This window comes from Sphingomonas sp. HT-1 (genome assembly GCF_048568905.1).
In the GTDB taxonomy this organism is placed as follows: Bacteria; Pseudomonadota; Alphaproteobacteria; order Sphingomonadales; family Sphingomonadaceae; genus Sphingomonas.
Genome location: NZ_CP183770.1, coordinates 882,989 through 897,570, shown reverse-complemented (window position 1 = coordinate 897,570; position 14,582 = coordinate 882,989). Strand labels below are relative to the sequence as shown.

Sequence of the window (14,582 nt, the reverse complement as noted above, 5' to 3'; positions counted from 1 at the left end):
AACTCCTCCCCGATCCGGGGAGGAACTAAGGCTCAGAACTTACCCAGCGTTTCGGTCGCCACCTTCACCACCTGCGGGTCGAGCTCCGGCGGCACCATCGGCACGTGCTTTTCGAGCTGCTCGGCAATCGCGGTCAGCGCCGCAATCCGCGCGGTCTTCTTGTTGTTCCCGTCGATCACTGTCCATCGTGCGTGCGGCGTGTCCGTCTCGCGAAACATCGCGTGCATCGCGTCGAGATAGTCGGCCCGGCGCGCGCGATTGCGGAAATCGTCCATCCCGATCTTCCACCGCTTCCAAGGATGGGTCAGACGGTCGCGAAGGCGCTTGTCCTGGGTCTTTTGCGTGACGTGCAGGAATATCTTGATCAACGTGGCGCCGTTATTGACCTGTTGCGCTTCGAAATCGTTGATCTCGGCATAGCTGCGGCGCCACTCCGCCTCGCTCGCATAGCCTTCGACCCGTTCGACCAGAACGCGGCCGTACCAAGTGCGATCGAACACCGCGATATTGTGCTGTGCCGGCAGCCGCTGCCAAAATCTCCAGAGGAAATGGTGCGACAGCTCCTCCTGCGTAGGCGCAGAAATCGGCCAGACCTCATAGTAGCGCGGGTCCCATTCGGCGGTGAGGCGCTTGATCACCCCGCCCTTCCCCGCCGCGTCCCAGCCCTCGAACGCAACGATCGCGCGGCGCTTGTGGATGATGTGGGCGGTCTGGATGTGGCTCAGCCGCTTCTGGAGCTTGGCGAGTTCGGCTTCGTAATCGCCGTCGAAATCGTCGCCGGCCTCATAGTCGGAAAGATCGATCGTCATGGGAGCCCATAACGCGGCGGAGCGATCAAGGCTGCATCGACGCGATGGGCGAGCGGGCGCCCGGCTTCAAAATCGGCGATGCTGGCCAGCGTCGTCTCGGCGATCGCCGACAGCGCCTCTTCGGTGAGGAAGGCCTGGTGGCCGGTGACCAGCACGTTGGGGAAGGTGAGCAGCCGCTGGAACTTGTCATCGGCGATGATCTCGTTCGACAGGTCCTCGAAAAACAGGTCGGCCTCCTGCTCGTACACGTCGAGTGCGACGGCGCGGACCTTGCGCGCCTTGAGCCCGTCGATCAGCGCGCCGGTATCGATCAGCGCCCCGCGGCTGGTGTTGACGATCACCAGCCCGTCCCGCGCCTCGGTGATCACCTGCGCGTTGATCAGCCGGTGGGTATCGGGCGTGAGCGGACAGTGTAGCGTGACGATCTCGGCGGTACGCAGCAGCTCGTCGCGCGGCACGTAGCGAACGCCCATCGCCTCCAGCTCGGGATCGGTGTGGAGATCGCTCGCCAGCACGGTGCAGCCGAAGCCTGCCCGCAGCGCCCGCGCGACCAGCGCGCCGATTTTGCCGGTGCCGACCACGCCGACGGTGCGCCCATGCAGGTTGCGCCCGATAAGCCCGTCGAGCGCGAAATTGTTTTCCCGGACGCGCGACCAGGCCCGGGGGATCTGCCGGTCAACCGCCAGCAGCAGCCCGACGGTGAACTCCGCCACCGCATGCGGCGAATAGGCGGGCACCCGCACCACCGTGATGCCCAACCGCTCCGCCGCCGCAAGATCTACATTGTTGAAGCCCGCGCAGCGCAGGGCCACCAGCCGGACGCCGACCTTCGCCAGGGCTTCCAGAACGCTCGCATCCACGCCGTCATTGACGAAGACGCAGACCGCCGCGTGCCCCGCCGCCAGTGTGGCGGTCAGCGCATCAAGGCGGGGTTCGAGAAAGGTCAGGTCATGGCCGAAACGTGCGTTCGCCTCGACGAGGAAGCGGCGGTCATAGGCCTTGGTGTTGAACACCGCGACGCGCATGACCGCCGGCCTCCGCTCAATTGGCCTTGGGGCCGTCGACGCCCGGCGCCAGCCGGATGTGCAGTTCCTTCAGCTGCTTGTCGCTCACCGCGGACGGCGCGTGCATCATCAGGTCCTCGGCTTTCTGCGTCATCGGGAAGGCGATCACCTCGCGGATGTTCGGCTCGTCGGCGAGCAGCATCACGATGCGGTCTACACCCGGGGCCGAGCCGCCGTGCGGTGGGGCTCCGAACTTGAACGCGTTGATCATGCCCGCGAAGTTCGTGTCGACATCGGCCTGCGTATAGCCCGCGATCTCGAACGCCTTGTACATGATCTCCGGCTTGTGGTTCCGGATCGCGCCCGAGGACAGCTCGATGCCGTTGCAGACGATGTCGTACTGATAGGCGAGGATGTCGAGCGGATCCTTGGTTTCCAGCGCCTCCAGCTCGCCCTGCGGCATCGAGAAGGGGTTGTGGCTGAAATCGACCTTCTTGGCGTCCTCGTCATATTCGAACATTGGGAAGTCGACGATCCAGCAGAACTCGAAGCGCTTCTTGTCGATCAGCTCGAGCTGCTCGGCGGCCCGGGTGCGGGCGAGCCCGGCGAGCTTGGCGGCCTGCGCTTCCTTGCCCGCGGCGAAGAAGATGCCGTCGTTCGGACCCAGGCCCATCGCCTCGGCAATCGCCTTCATGCCGTCCTGGCCATGGTTGTTGGCGATCGGGCCGCCGAACACGCCGTCCTTCTGCGTCGCATAGCCGAGGCCGGGGAAGCCTTCCGACTGCGCCCAGCTGTTCATGTCGTCGAAGAACTTGCGGCTCTTCTCGTGGGTGCCGGGTGCCGGGATCGCGCGGACGACGTCGCCGCCCTCGACGATCGAGGCGAAGCGGCCGAAGCCCGAGCCCTTGAAGAAGTCCGACACGTCGGTGATCACCAGCGGGTTGCGCAGGTCCGGCTTGTCGTTGCCGTATTTGAGCATCGATTCGCGATACGGGATGCGCTTGAACGGCAGCGCGCTGACGCTGCGGCCCATGCCCTCCCAGTCGGCGAATTCCTCGAACACGCCGTGCAGCACCGGCTCGATCGCGGCGAACACGTCATCCTGGGTGACGAAGCTCATCTCGAAGTCGAGCTGGTAGAATTCGCCCGGCGAACGATCGGCGCGGGCGTCCTCGTCCCGGAAGCAGGGCGCGATCTGGAAATAGCGGTCGAAACCGGCGACCATCAGCAGCTGCTTGAACATCTGCGGCGCCTGCGGGAGCGCGTAGAACTTGCCCGGATGGACGCGGCTGGGGACGAGATAGTCGCGCGCGCCTTCGGGGCTCGACGCGGTGAGGATCGGCGTCTGGAACTCGGTGAAGCCCTGGTCGATCATCCGGCGGCGGAGCGACGCGATCACGTTCGAGCGCAGCAGGATGTTCTTGTGGACCTTCTCGCGGCGCAGATCGAGATAGCGGTTCCGCAGGCGGATCTCTTCCGGATACTCCTGCTCGCCGAACACCGGCATCGGCAGGTCGGCTGCGGCCGACTGGACGGTCACTTCCGCCGCGCGGACTTCGATCTCGCCGGTCGGCAGGTTCGGGTTCACCACGCTGGCATCGCGCGCAACGACCGTGCCGGTGACGGTGATCACCGATTCGGAGCGCAGCGACTCGATCGCCTCGAACGCCGGGCCGCTGGCGTCGGTGACGATCTGGGTGATGCCGTAATGGTCGCGCAGGTCGACGAAGACCAGGTCGCCATGGTCGCGCTTGCGGTGCACCCAGCCCGACAGGCGGACGGTTTGCCCCACGTCCGCGGAGCGGAGCTGGGCGCAGGTGTGCGTGCGATAGGCGTGCATGATGCGGTTCTTCTCACCTTGGCGTCTTCCCGCCACGCTTGGCGGTGCCGGAACGGGCCGGCGCGACGATATTGAAACACTATGACCGCGCGCATTCCGGTCACACCCCACTTTTGTCAACCCGAAGACCGGTATATGGGCGTCAGATGCACATTCATGGTCTGATCGAAGACAGCGTCACCCTCGCCGATCTCTGCAAACGCCTCGCGAAGTCCGACTTCATCACGGTCGACACCGAGTTCATGCGCGAAAACAGCTATTGGCCCGAGCTCTGCCTGATCCAGGTGGCGAACGACAAGGAGGCCGCGGCGATCGATCCCAAGGCCCCGGACCTCGACATGGGGCCGCTGCTCGACCTGCTGACCGACAATGAGGACGTGCTCAAGGTGTTCCACGCCGGCGGCCAGGACATCGAAATCGTCTACAACCTCACCGGGAAGACGCCGCACCCGATGTTCGACACCCAGGTCGCCGCGATGGCGCTCGGCCAGGGCGAGCAGATCGGCTACTCCAACCTCGTCGACACCTATCTCGGCATCGTCGTCGACAAGGGCGCCCGCTTCACCGACTGGGCGCGCCGCCCGCTCGACAAGCGCCAGATCGACTATGCCATCGCCGACGTGACGCACCTCTCCAAGATCTTCCCCAAGATGCTGGAAAAGCTGCGCAAGTCCGGTCGCGGCGTGTGGCTGGACCAGGAGATGGAACGGATCTCCGACCCCGAAAACTATCGCAACGATCCCGACCAGGTGTGGCAACGCGTCCGCATCAACAGCCGCAAGCCCGAGGTGCTCGGCCGTCTCAAGGCGCTGGCCCGCTGGCGCGAGTTGGAGGCGCAAGGCAAGGACCTGCCGCGCGGCCGCATCGTCAAGGACGAGACGCTGGCCGATATCGCCGCCAACCCGCCGCGCAAGCAGGCCGATCTTGCCAAGGTGCGCGGCCTCTCCGCCGCTTGGGCAGGCAACGACATCGGCGGGCGGATGATGGCCGCGATTGCCGAGTCTAAGCCCCTGCCGGCCAGCGAAATGCCCGGCCGCGAGGAGCGCAAGCCTGCACTTGGCAAGGACGGTGCGCTGGTCGCCGATCTTCTGAAGCTGCTGCTCAAGATTCGTGCCAAGGAGGTCAATGTCGCTCCCCGGCTTCTCGCCCGTTCGGAGGATCTGGAAGCGCTCGCCGCAGGGGTTCGCAAGGATCTGCCGATCCTGGAGGGATGGCGCTACGAACAGTTCGGCCGCGACGCACTCGCGCTGGTTGAAGGTCAGCTGGCGTTTGCGGTGCGCAACGGCAAGCTCAAGATGAGCCGGACGGAGGAGCCCGCATGATCCGTACCCTCGCCCTTCTCGCTCTTGGCGCCGCTACGGTCGGCTGTGCGCCCAAAAAGGTCGAACCCCTGCCGCCCGGCGTGGAATGCGATGCCAATCGCGTGCTGTACCTGAAGGGCAAACCGCGCGCGGCAATCGATGCCGGCGAAGCGCTGCGCCATTCGGGAGCCAAGGTAATCCGCTGGATCGAACCGGGTTCGGCTGTGACGATGGACTTCCGCGTCGATCGGTTGAACCTGCATGTCGACAAAGTCGGTACGGTGACCGACGCGCGCTGCGGCTGAAGCGGGTTCAGCCCCGCTTCACCAGCGTTACCTGGAGCACGTCGATGCCGCCGCCGCGAAAACCACCTTCGCAATACATCAGGTAATAGCGCCATAGCCGCACGAAGCGATCGTCGAACTGCGCCGGCAATAGGCCGGCCGAAGCCGCCGCATCGAAACTCTCGCGCCAGCGGCGCAGCGTTTCGGCATAATCCAGTCCGAAGCGATGGACATCGCGCCACTCCAGGCCCTTCGCTTCGGCCAACGCCCGAAACTCGCTCTCGCGCAGCAGCATGCCGCCTGGAAAGACATAGGTCTGAATAAAATCGACGTTGCGCGCATAACCCTCGTAGAGCGCGTCGTCGAAGGTAATGACCTGCAGCGCAGCGCGGCCGCCCGGCCTCAGCGCACGCGCGATCGCCGCAGCATAGTCGGGCCAATATTCCCGCCCCACCGCCTCCGCCATTTCGATACTCGCCACGGCGTCATACTGCCCGGCGACGTCGCGATAATCGGTAAGGCTGAAGCGCGCGCCTTCCATGCCGGCAGTGCGGGCCTCGGCCCAGGCCTTTTGCTCGGTCGACAGTGTGATGCCGTGCACCTTCCGTCCCTGCCGCAGCGCCCGCTCGGCGAACGAACCCCAGCCGCAGCCGATTTCGAGGATCGTGTCGCCCGGCGCGGTCGCAGTGCGGTCGAGGATTGCCTGCAGCTTGGTATCCTGCGCCGCCTCCAGCGCTTCGTCGGCATCGGCAAAGATCGCGCTTGAGTAGCTCATCCCCGGATCGAGCCAGCGCGTATAGAAGTCGTTCCCGAGGTCGTAATGGAACGCGATGTTCTTGCGCGATCCATCACGATGGTTGCGCCGCATCCAGTGCATCGCCCGGCGCGGTAGTAGCGAAAGCCCACGCGAGCGGGACCTGGCCGCCAGACCGGCGCGATTGCGGCTGAACAGCGCGAACAACTGCACCGGATCCGGGCTCGACCACTCGCCCTTCTCCCACGCCTCGTACCAGCCTGAAGAGCCACCCGTCGCCAGCCGTACCAACGCCCGCCAGCTGTGTAGCGTCACCACCGCTGCCGGACCCGCGGCACTGCCGCCCAGCAGCCGCGCCTGCCCGTCGGGCGTGAACACCTCCAGACTGCCCTCGGCGATGCCGCGGTCCAGTCGATCGAGTTGGCGATGAAAGAAAGGGCCAAAAAGAGCTAGCGGCCCGTAGCCGCGCGACGCGACTCGTTCCCGATGCTGCACCGGAGCGTTCATGCCGCGTTACATGCACGCTTGAACGTGCGGAGCAAGCCCTCAGCGGATTGCGCGCCCCGCGGCCAGTGCCCGTTCGCGAGCATCGGGATGGCTGATCCGCTTACGAGGATAGCCGGGCGGGCGACAGCCCGCCGCCTCCGGATCGTGGATCGCCGCATCTGGCAGCTTGGCAAGCTCGGGTACCCATTTGCGGATATAGCCCGCAGCATCGAATTTTTCGGACTGGGCGAGCGGCGCCATCACCCGGCTCCATTGGCTGGAATCGATGCCCGAGCCGGAGATCCATTGCCAATTCACCGCGTTGTTGCCGTAATCGGCATCGACCAGCGTGTCCCAGAACCAGCGCTCGCCCTCGCGCCAGTCGATCAGCAGATGCTTGATCAGGAAGCTTGCGGCGATCATCCGAACCCGATTGTGCATCCAGCCGCTCGTCCAGAGCTGGCGCATGCCGGCGTCGACGATGGGATAGCCGGTCTGCCCCCGCTGCCAGGCGCGTAGATCGGCGTGCGCCTCCGCGCCGCTCCGCCAATCTAAGGCATCGAAGGACGGGCGGCCGTTCTTGGCGGCATAATCCGGATATTGGCAGATCAGGTTCTGGGCGAAGTCGCGCCAGCCCAGCTCACGCAGATATTCCTCCACCTGTCCGCCCGTATTCTCCAGCGCGTGCCACACCTGCGTCGGCGAAACCTCACCGAAGTGGAGATGGGGGGAAAGGCGCGAGCTCCCCTCGATGGAGGGCAGGTTACGGGTATCGTCATAGCGCGCGGCATGCCGGCGGAAGTGTTGGAGACGTTTGCGCGCTCCCGCTTCACCGGGTTCCCACTCCTCCCGGAGTCCGGTCGCCCAGTCAGGCGCGGTGGGAAGCAAGCGCCAATCCTCGAGTCGATCGCTTCCCGGCCATTTTCCGGGTGCCGGTATCCGATGTGGTACGTGCAACGGCTCGGCCGGCGGCAGGCGTTCGCGCAGCGCCCGCCAGAATGGCGTGAAGATCTTGTAGGGCTTGCCCGCACCCGTGGTGACCGCACCCGGCGGAAGCAGATAGTTGCCATCATGGCAACAGAGCGTCAGCCGCTTGGCGACGGCCCGCTCGGCATTGCGCCACCATGGCTCGTAATGCCGGATGCAATGGACGGTGGTCGCGCCGGTCTCCTCGGCAAGGCGGCCAAGTTGCTCGTCGCTGCTGCCTCGGCGGAGGATCAGCCGCGAGCCTTTCTCGCGTAGCGAATTGTCCAATGAGACCAGGCTATGGTGCAGCCACCAGCGCGAGGCCCCGCCCATTGCGCGATGCTTCGCACTTTCATCGTCTAGCACATAAACCGGGATTACTGGGCCTGCCTCTATCGCGGCGACGAGCGCGGGCTGATCGGCAAGACGGAGATCGCGGCGGAACCATAGAAGAACGGGTGCGGTCATGCGCCCACAAACGCGCAAGGCGGACGGGTGGCGACCTGTCCGCTGGAACAGGGGGCGACGGACCTTATCCGCCCGCGCGGGCGTTACGCTGCCGTCATCAATCGAGGGTTTCCCATGGCATTTCAATCGGCGGCGATGGTCGTCAACACCAAATCCCGCCATGGCCGTGACTGGTTCGATCGTGCCTGCGCCCGTTTTCACGATCAGGACATGCCTGTCGACGCGCATGCGGTGGACGACCCCAGCCAGCTGGAGGCGACGCTCGACGCAGCGCTTGCGAAGAACCCGGAAATGGTGATCCTCGGCGGTGGCGACGGCACGATCAGCGGTCTTGTTGATCGCCTGGTCGGCAAGGGCGTGACGCTGGGCGTTTTGCCGCTGGGCACCGCCAACAGCTTCGCCCGCTCGCTGGGTATCCCGCTCGACGTTGATGGCGCCGTCGACGCGATCCTTGCCGGACAGCCGAAGCGGATCGATCTCGGCATGGTCGATGACGATTATTTCGCCAGCACCGCCGCGATCGGGCTTTCGCCGCAGATCGCGGAAACCGTGCCGCACAACGCCAAGCGCTGGTTTGGCCGCATGGGCTATCTCAGCTGGGCAGCGATCCAGTTTCTGAAGTTCAAGCCCTTCACCGTCATCGTCGGCGAAGGCAAGGAGGCGGAGCGGATGCGCGCGGTGGAGGTAAGAATCTCCAACGGCCCATTCCATGGCGGCACCGAACTGGTTGACGAGGCCGGCGTGGCCTCCGGCGAGATCGTCGTCCAGGTCGTCAAAGGCCACGTAAAGTCGCGTCTGGTGCGCAACTGGGCAGCCTCTGTTCTGCGGCTGGATGCCCGCAAGGAGGATACGATCACCTTCCGCGGCAAGGCGCTTCGGGTGGCGACCGAGCCGGTGCTGCCGATTTCGATCGACGGCGAGGTGCTCGCCAAGACACCGGTGACGGCGAAGGTGGCGCCGGCGGTCATTGATGTGATGGTGCCCGTGGCAGTGGGAGCGAAGTAGCTAAATACGAGCCACCCTCACTCCCATCGCCGGCGCGATGCCCCCTCTCATGTCGAAAAGGAAGAGGCCTGCCGCCAAAGGCGGTGGGAAAGGTGAGGGTGGCCGATGGCCCTACCCCAGCCGCGCCAACGCCGCCGACAGCCGCTCGGCCTCGGCCGCCTTTTCGGCATGATCCGCCCGCGCCTTCTCGACCGCCTCGGGCTTGGCCCGCTCGACGAAGCTGGGGTTGCCAAGCCGGCCTGCGAGGCTGTCGCGCTCCTTCTCGGCGGCGGAGATTGCCTTGGTCAGTCGGGCGCGCTCGGCGTCCAGATCCACCACATCGCCGAGCGGCAGTACGAACGTCGCCTCGTCGAGAACGACCTGAAGCGCGCCGCCCGCAGGCGCATCGCCTTGAGCCTGATCGACGCGGGCCAGCCGCGCCAACGCCGCCTCTTGTCCGATCAAACGCGCCGCCGTGTCGGCGGAGGCGTCCCGGACGTGCAGCGCCAGCCGCGCGCCCGGTGGCACGTTGAGCTCGGTCCGCGCCGCACGGATCTCGCTCACCAACCGGATCAGCCAGTCTATCTCCTGCGCCGCGGACGGATCGAGCGCCCGCGCATCCGCCATCGGCCACTTGGCCACGATCAGGTCATGCTCGCGTGGGCCCATCTTCGACCACAGCTCTTCGGTGATGAAGGGCATGAACGGGTGGAGCATGACGAGGATCTGGTCGAGCGCCCAGCCTGCGACCGCGCGGGTCTCCTCCGCGTCCGCCGCGGCAACGCCCTCGCCCTGCAGCACCGGCTTGATGAGCTCGAGATACCAGTCACAGAAGCGGCTCCAGACGAACTGGTAGATGCTGTTCGCCGCCTCGTCGAAGCGCAGGTCGGCCAGCGCCAGATCCAGCGCCTGCACCGTCGCGATGGTTTCCGCGATGATCCAGCGGTTTACCGCCAGTTCCGCAGTCGGCGCCTCAAGATGCTTGCTGGCGGAAATGCCGTTCGCTTGGCAGAAGCGCGCAGCATTCCACAGCTTGGTCGCGAAGTTGCGATAGCCCTCGAGCCGCTTCTCATCCATCTTAATGTCGCGGCCCTGGCTCTCCATCGCCGCCATGAAGAAGCGCAGCGCATCGGCGCCGTACTTGTCGATCATCCCCAGCGGGTCGACCGTGTTGCCCTTGGACTTGGACATCTTCTGGCCGTCCGCCGCACGGACAAGACCGTGGAGATATAAGGTCTTGAACGGCACCTCTTTCATGAAGTGCAAGCCCTGCATCATCATCCTCGCATCCCAGAAGAACAGGATGTCGAAGCCGGAAATCAGCACGTCGTTCGAGTAGCGGCCGCCGAGCGTCGGGTCGCTGTTCTCCGGCCAGCCGAGCGTCGCGAACGGCCACAGCGCCGAGGAGAACCAGGTATCGAGCACGTCCGGATCACGAGTAAGCGCAACGCCCTCGCCGGCCTGCGCCTGCGCCTCTTCCTCGGTCTCGGCGACATAGGCCTTGCCGTCGGCATCGAACCAGGCCGGGATGCGATGCCCCCACCAGAGCTGGCGGCTGACGCACCAGGGCTGGATGTTCTCCATCCAGTTGAAATAGGTCTTTTCCCAGCTCTTCGGCACGATCTTCGTCGCGCCCGAGCGGACCGCCTCGATCGCCGGCTTGGCGAGCGTCGCGGCGTCGACATACCATTGGTCGGTCAGCCACGGCTCGATCACCTGGCCCGATCGGTCGCCATATGGGGTCTGGATCGTGCGCGGTTCGGCGTCGTGCTCGACGCCTTCCTTGTCGACAAAGGGCACGAGGAAGCCCTCGTCCTTCAGCCGCGCGACGATCGCCTTGCGCGCCTCGAAGCGATCGAGCCCGATCAGCTCGGCGGGAACCAGCCCATCCTGCGTCTGGCAGATCGCCGCCTTGGCATCGAGCATGTTGAGCATCTCGCCGGCCTTGATCCCGGCGCGGACACCCACTTCGAAGTCGTTGAAATCATGGCCCGGCGTGATCTTCACCGCGCCCGAACCGAGTTCCGGATCGGCATGCTCGTCGCCGACGATCGGGATCAGGCGGCCGGTGATCGGCAGCTTGACCTGCTTGCCGATCAGGGCCTTGTAGCGCGCGTCCTCGGGATGCACGGCGACGGCCATGTCGGCGAGCATCGTCTCGGGCCGCGTCGTCGCGACCTGGATGAAGCCCGATCCGTCCGCCAGCGGATAGCGCAGGTGCCAGAAATTGCCGCGGACTTCCTTGGTCTCGACCTCGAGGTCCGAGATCGCGGTGCCAAGGCCCGGATCCCAGTTCACCAGCCGCTTGTCGCGATAGAGCAGCCCCTGGCGGTGCAGTTCGACGAACACCTTGAGGACGGCCTTGGAGAAGCCCTCGTCCATGGTGAAGCGCTCGTTCGCCCAGTCCATCGAACAGCCGAGACGGCGCAGCTGGCGGGTGATCTGGCCGCCGCTCTCCGCCTTCCACTTCCACACCTTGTCGACGAACGCCTCGCGGGTGAAGTCGGTACGCTTCTGCCCCGCAGCGTTGAGCTGGCGCTCGACCACCATCTGCGTGGCGATGCCGGCATGGTCGGTGCCGACCACCCAGCGCGCGTCCTTGCCCTTCAGCCGCGCGTGGCGGACGAGGATGTCCTGCAGCGTGTTGTCGAGCGCGTGGCCGATATGCAGGCTGCCCGTCACATTGGGCGGCGGGTTGACGATCGTCCAGGGCTCGGCGCCAGTGCGCTCGGGGCGGAACAAGCCTTCGTCTTCCCAATGGGTGTACCAGCGGGATTCGATGTCGGCGGGGTCGAAGGTCTTGGGGAGTTCGGTCATGATGACAGAGGCTTTAGCGTCGCCCCTGCCCTGCGCACAACCCTAAGCGACGGTGCTCAGCTCAGGCTGCTGAGCACCTTGTCGACCCGGTCCAGAGTGAAGGGCTTGGAAAGCACTGGCCGGTCCCGATGCGGAACGGCGATGCTGTCGTCCGCACCGCCAGTTGCGAGCACGAAGGGAATGCCGAGTTCGGCAAGCTTGTCCGCAATGGGCCAGCTTTGTTCGCCGCCGCGCAGGTTTACATCAAGGATCGCCGCATCGATGCCGCCGGCACCGATCCGGTCCAGCGCCTCTGCGACGTTGTCGGCGGTTCCTGCCGGCACGCGATCGAGTGCGTCGAGGAAATCCTCCAACATCATGGCGATCAAAGGCTCGTCTTCGACGATCAGAATGTTACGCGGACCCTGCATATTACCCCCTTCGCAGGAAAACTGTTGCATGCCAAGCACTTATTCTGGCGCTACGATGTCCCGCACCGCCTCTGCAAGTTGCTGTACCGAAAAGGGTTTCGGGAGAAAGGCAACATTGTCGAGATCGATCGATCGTCGCAATTGTTCCTCTGCATATCCCGACATGAACAGAATGGGCAGGTCCGGCCAGCGCTCCCGAACCTTGCGGGCCATGCTGGGCCCGTCCATCACCGGCATCACCACGTCGGAAAGCAACAGATCAGGCTTCTCCATCGACGCGATCGTTTCGAGCGCCACTTCGCCATTTTCGGCCGTTACCACCGTATAGCCCTGGCGGGTTAGCGCGCGTTCGGCGATCGCCCGCACCATGTCTTCGTCCTCCACCACCAGGATCGTGCCGGAACCCCACAGGTCGGCGGGCCGCTCCTTGACGACGGGCAGCTTCGCCACCGCCGCTTCCGGTGTTGCGTGGACTGGCAAGTAAATGGTGAACTGCGCCCCGCCCAGCGGCGTGTTCTCCGCGAAGATATAGCCGCCGGACTGTTTGATGATGCCGTACACCGTCGAAAGCCCCAGACCCGTTCCCTTGCCGACTTCCTTGGTTGTGAAGAACGGCTCCCAGATCTTCGGCAGGATCTCCGGCGGAATGCCCGTGCCGGTATCGGAGATACGCAGGGCGGTATAGTCGCCTACCGGCAGGACATCGTCGTCCATGCGCCGCACATCGGCCGACGAGACCGACAGCGTCTCGATCGTCAGCGATCCGCCACCGCTGGGATTCTTGCTCAGCATCGAATCGCGGGCGTTGACGGCCAAGTTGACGACAACTTGTTCCAGCTGACCAGGATCTGCACGCACCGGCCCCAGGTTGCGGCCGTGTTTGACGTCCAGCGTAACGGTTTCGCCGAGCAGGCGCTTGAGCAGATTCGAGACTTCCGAAATGATGTCCGGCAGTTGCAGCACCTGGGGCCGCAGCGTCTGCTGTCGCGAAAATGCGAGCAGCTGCCGCGTCAGGCTGGCGGCCCGATTCGAATTGGCGCGAATCTGCTGAATATCGTCATAGTCGCTATCGCCGGGCGAGTGCCGCATTAGCATCAGGTCACAATGCCCGATAATGGCCGTGAGGATATTATTGAAGTCATGAGCCACGCCACCGGCGAGCTGGCCGACAGCCTGCATCTTCGTCGCCTGCGCCACCTGGCGCTTCAGCTTGCCTTCCTCGCCCATATCCCGCAGGCTGAGTAGCACCGCTGCGTCCCCTAGCCCCCGCGCGCCGGCGATTGTAATGGCAACGGGATCTTCCGCAGTGTCCTTCAGCCGAACCGTAATCTCCAGCGACTTGGGGGCGCCTCCGGCAAAACGCCGCACTGCGTCGGCGAGTGCGGCCTTATCCTCCCGAATGACGAGGTCGCCGGGGTAGAGCGGCGGGGTACCGCCCTGCACGCGGGCAGAACGCATGAAAGCTTCGTTCATGGTTACGAACCGACCATCGCGATCGACGAGTGCGAGCCCCGTCGGCAAAAGGGCGATCAGCGAACGGACGTCTGTGGAGCTGCTGCCGCCAGCCCCGCCCATCGCTAGGGGCTCTTCGTCGAGCAGAGCCACCAGCAGCGGCGCGTCTTCTCCCTCAAGAAACGGAATCTGAAGGAGCCGCAGCGGCGTCGCTTCCCGCCCCTCGCGTTCGAACCAAATCTGCCCCCGCACATCGGTGCTGAGCAGCTGCGCGAAATCCAGACCCTCGGCCACAGCGTCCGCATCGCCAAGCGCCCGCTGCCGAAACACGCGATTGGCCGAGCGAACTTGGCCGTCTGGTGCGACCAGCACCACCATCACCCCTGCCCCCCCCAAACGGTCGCCGGTGGGGCCAGCAATCAGCCCCTGGATCTGGACGGCCAAGTCGAGGGCGTTAACGCCGATGAACCGCCAAACAAGCGAGTCGTCGCCCACCCGCGCCACCCGCACGGCCACTCTTGCCCCAAAGATGTGAACGTCGTCGCATCGTGCCTCGCCGTCCCGCCAGGCGGCGCGGGCGCAGGCACCCAGCGCCTGCGCACCAGCCTCGCCAATGGGTAGGCTGGGCGGCGTCGGCCAACCGCCGAACAGCGCCTCGTATCGTGGGTTGGCGCAGACCAACCTTCCACTGCGATCCGTGACCGCCAGCGCATCGTCGCTGGCCGAGGCGAGCGCATGGGCGATCGCCCAATCGGTGTGACGCTCGACATGAAGCGGGGAGCGAAACAGCCGAGCCACGCCGACCAACACACCGGTTGCCAACAACGCGGCCGCCACGAAGCCGATCGCGATCGTCCGATCGCCGATCGTCAGAAGGATCAACCCGCCCGTCGCAATGCCAGTGAAAACCGCTACCGCGAGCGGCAGCAGCAGCGAAGGCTTCGGAATTTCGACAGCTGGCAGACCGGCCATCCGCCACCGATGTGCCGTTGTGGGGCGACCGTCAA

At 65.2% G+C, this 14,582-nt stretch carries 11 protein-coding genes; 3 read left to right on the top strand and 8 right to left on the bottom strand.

Annotated elements, in window-relative coordinates:
* Nucleotides 1-32 precede the first annotated feature (32 nt).
* Genes ACNFJ7_RS04240 through aspS form a run of 3 tightly spaced genes read right to left on the bottom strand, consistent with a single transcriptional unit; the run spans nt 33 to nt 3,653 of the window.
* Nucleotides 33-809 (bottom strand): polyphosphate kinase 2 family protein, encoded by a 777-nt coding sequence (locus tag ACNFJ7_RS04240; protein ID WP_019369935.1) that lies wholly within the window; start codon nt 807-809, stop codon nt 33-35.
* Nucleotides 806-1,834 carry a 2-hydroxyacid dehydrogenase gene (locus ACNFJ7_RS04235; RefSeq protein WP_019369936.1) on the bottom strand — a complete coding sequence of 343 codons (1,029 nt, stop codon included), beginning with the start codon at nt 1,832-1,834 and terminating at the stop codon, nt 806-808. Before ACNFJ7_RS04235 ends, ACNFJ7_RS04240 begins: the two co-directional genes overlap by 4 nt.
* A 16-nt stretch (nt 1,835-1,850) precedes the next feature.
* On the bottom strand, nt 1,851-3,653 hold the full coding sequence (gene aspS / locus ACNFJ7_RS04230; protein ID WP_019369937.1) for an aspartate--tRNA ligase: 1,803 nt from the start codon (nt 3,651-3,653) through the stop codon (nt 1,851-1,853).
* A gap of 146 nt (nt 3,654-3,799) precedes the next feature.
* Between aspS and rnd the strand changes: the two genes are divergently transcribed.
* Together rnd and ACNFJ7_RS04220 are read left to right on the top strand one after the other, a co-directional pair.
* Entirely contained in the window at nt 3,800-4,975 is a 1,176-nt protein-coding gene (gene rnd / locus ACNFJ7_RS04225; RefSeq protein WP_019369938.1) for a ribonuclease D, read from the top strand.
* Nucleotides 4,972-5,259: an I78 family peptidase inhibitor gene (locus ACNFJ7_RS04220; RefSeq protein ID WP_019369939.1), complete on the top strand. Its 288-nt coding sequence runs from the start codon at nt 4,972-4,974 to the stop codon at nt 5,257-5,259. The genes rnd and ACNFJ7_RS04220 overlap by 4 nt, the downstream gene beginning before the upstream one ends.
* A gap of 7 nt (nt 5,260-5,266) precedes the next feature.
* On the opposite strand, the gene ACNFJ7_RS04215 is transcribed toward ACNFJ7_RS04220, so the two are convergent.
* Nucleotides 5,267-6,499: an SAM-dependent methyltransferase gene (locus tag ACNFJ7_RS04215; RefSeq protein WP_019369940.1), complete on the bottom strand. Its 1,233-nt coding sequence runs from the start codon at nt 6,497-6,499 to the stop codon at nt 5,267-5,269.
* A gap of 39 nt (nt 6,500-6,538) precedes the next feature.
* Nucleotides 6,539-7,912 carry a cryptochrome/photolyase family protein gene (locus tag ACNFJ7_RS04210; protein ID WP_019369941.1) on the bottom strand — a complete coding sequence of 458 codons (1,374 nt, stop codon included), beginning with the start codon at nt 7,910-7,912 and terminating at the stop codon, nt 6,539-6,541.
* Between the two features lie 114 nt (nt 7,913-8,026).
* Here ACNFJ7_RS04210 and ACNFJ7_RS04205 point away from each other — a divergent pair, with 114 nt between their 5' ends.
* Nucleotides 8,027-8,917: a diacylglycerol/lipid kinase family protein gene (locus ACNFJ7_RS04205; protein ID WP_019369942.1), complete on the top strand. Its 891-nt coding sequence runs from the start codon at nt 8,027-8,029 to the stop codon at nt 8,915-8,917.
* A gap of 111 nt (nt 8,918-9,028) precedes the next feature.
* Here the strand turns inward: ACNFJ7_RS04205 and ACNFJ7_RS04200 are convergent, their stop codons facing one another.
* The 3 genes from ACNFJ7_RS04200 to ACNFJ7_RS04190 are packed head-to-tail and all read right to left on the bottom strand — an operon-like array spanning nt 9,029 to nt 14,547.
* On the bottom strand, nt 9,029-11,713 hold the full coding sequence (locus ACNFJ7_RS04200; protein ID WP_019369943.1) for a valine--tRNA ligase: 2,685 nt from the start codon (nt 11,711-11,713) through the stop codon (nt 9,029-9,031).
* A gap of 56 nt (nt 11,714-11,769) precedes the next feature.
* Entirely contained in the window at nt 11,770-12,123 is a 354-nt protein-coding gene (locus ACNFJ7_RS04195) for a response regulator (RefSeq protein ID WP_019369944.1), read from the bottom strand.
* A 39-nt stretch (nt 12,124-12,162) separates the two neighbouring features.
* Nucleotides 12,163-14,547 (bottom strand): response regulator, encoded by a 2,385-nt coding sequence (locus ACNFJ7_RS04190; protein ID WP_019369945.1) that lies wholly within the window; start codon nt 14,545-14,547, stop codon nt 12,163-12,165.
* Between the last annotated feature and the right edge of the window lie 35 nt (nt 14,548-14,582).

Bases quoted from the DNA above. Each gene is read 5' to 3' on its own strand.
- ACNFJ7_RS04190 (WP_019369945.1), bottom strand. From the start codon at position 14,547: ATGGCCGGTCTGCCAGCTGTCGAAATTCCGAAGCCTTCGCTGCTGCTG.
- ACNFJ7_RS04220 (WP_019369939.1), top strand. From the start codon at position 4,972: ATGATCCGTACCCTCGCCCTTCTCGCTCTTGGCGCCGCTACGGTCGGC.
- ACNFJ7_RS04240 (WP_019369935.1), bottom strand. From the start codon at position 809: ATGACGATCGATCTTTCCGACTATGAGGCCGGCGACGATTTCGACGGC.
- ACNFJ7_RS04195 (WP_019369944.1), bottom strand. From the start codon at position 12,123: ATGCAGGGTCCGCGTAACATTCTGATCGTCGAAGACGAGCCTTTGATC.
- ACNFJ7_RS04215 (WP_019369940.1), bottom strand. From the start codon at position 6,499: ATGAACGCTCCGGTGCAGCATCGGGAACGAGTCGCGTCGCGCGGCTAC.
- ACNFJ7_RS04200 (WP_019369943.1), bottom strand. From the start codon at position 11,713: ATGACCGAACTCCCCAAGACCTTCGACCCCGCCGACATCGAATCCCGC.
- aspS (WP_019369937.1), bottom strand. From the start codon at position 3,653: ATGCACGCCTATCGCACGCACACCTGCGCCCAGCTCCGCTCCGCGGAC.
- ACNFJ7_RS04205 (WP_019369942.1), top strand. From the start codon at position 8,027: ATGGCATTTCAATCGGCGGCGATGGTCGTCAACACCAAATCCCGCCAT.
- ACNFJ7_RS04210 (WP_019369941.1), bottom strand. From the start codon at position 7,912: ATGACCGCACCCGTTCTTCTATGGTTCCGCCGCGATCTCCGTCTTGCC.
- ACNFJ7_RS04235 (WP_019369936.1), bottom strand. From the start codon at position 1,834: ATGCGCGTCGCGGTGTTCAACACCAAGGCCTATGACCGCCGCTTCCTC.
- rnd (WP_019369938.1), top strand. From the start codon at position 3,800: ATGCACATTCATGGTCTGATCGAAGACAGCGTCACCCTCGCCGATCTC.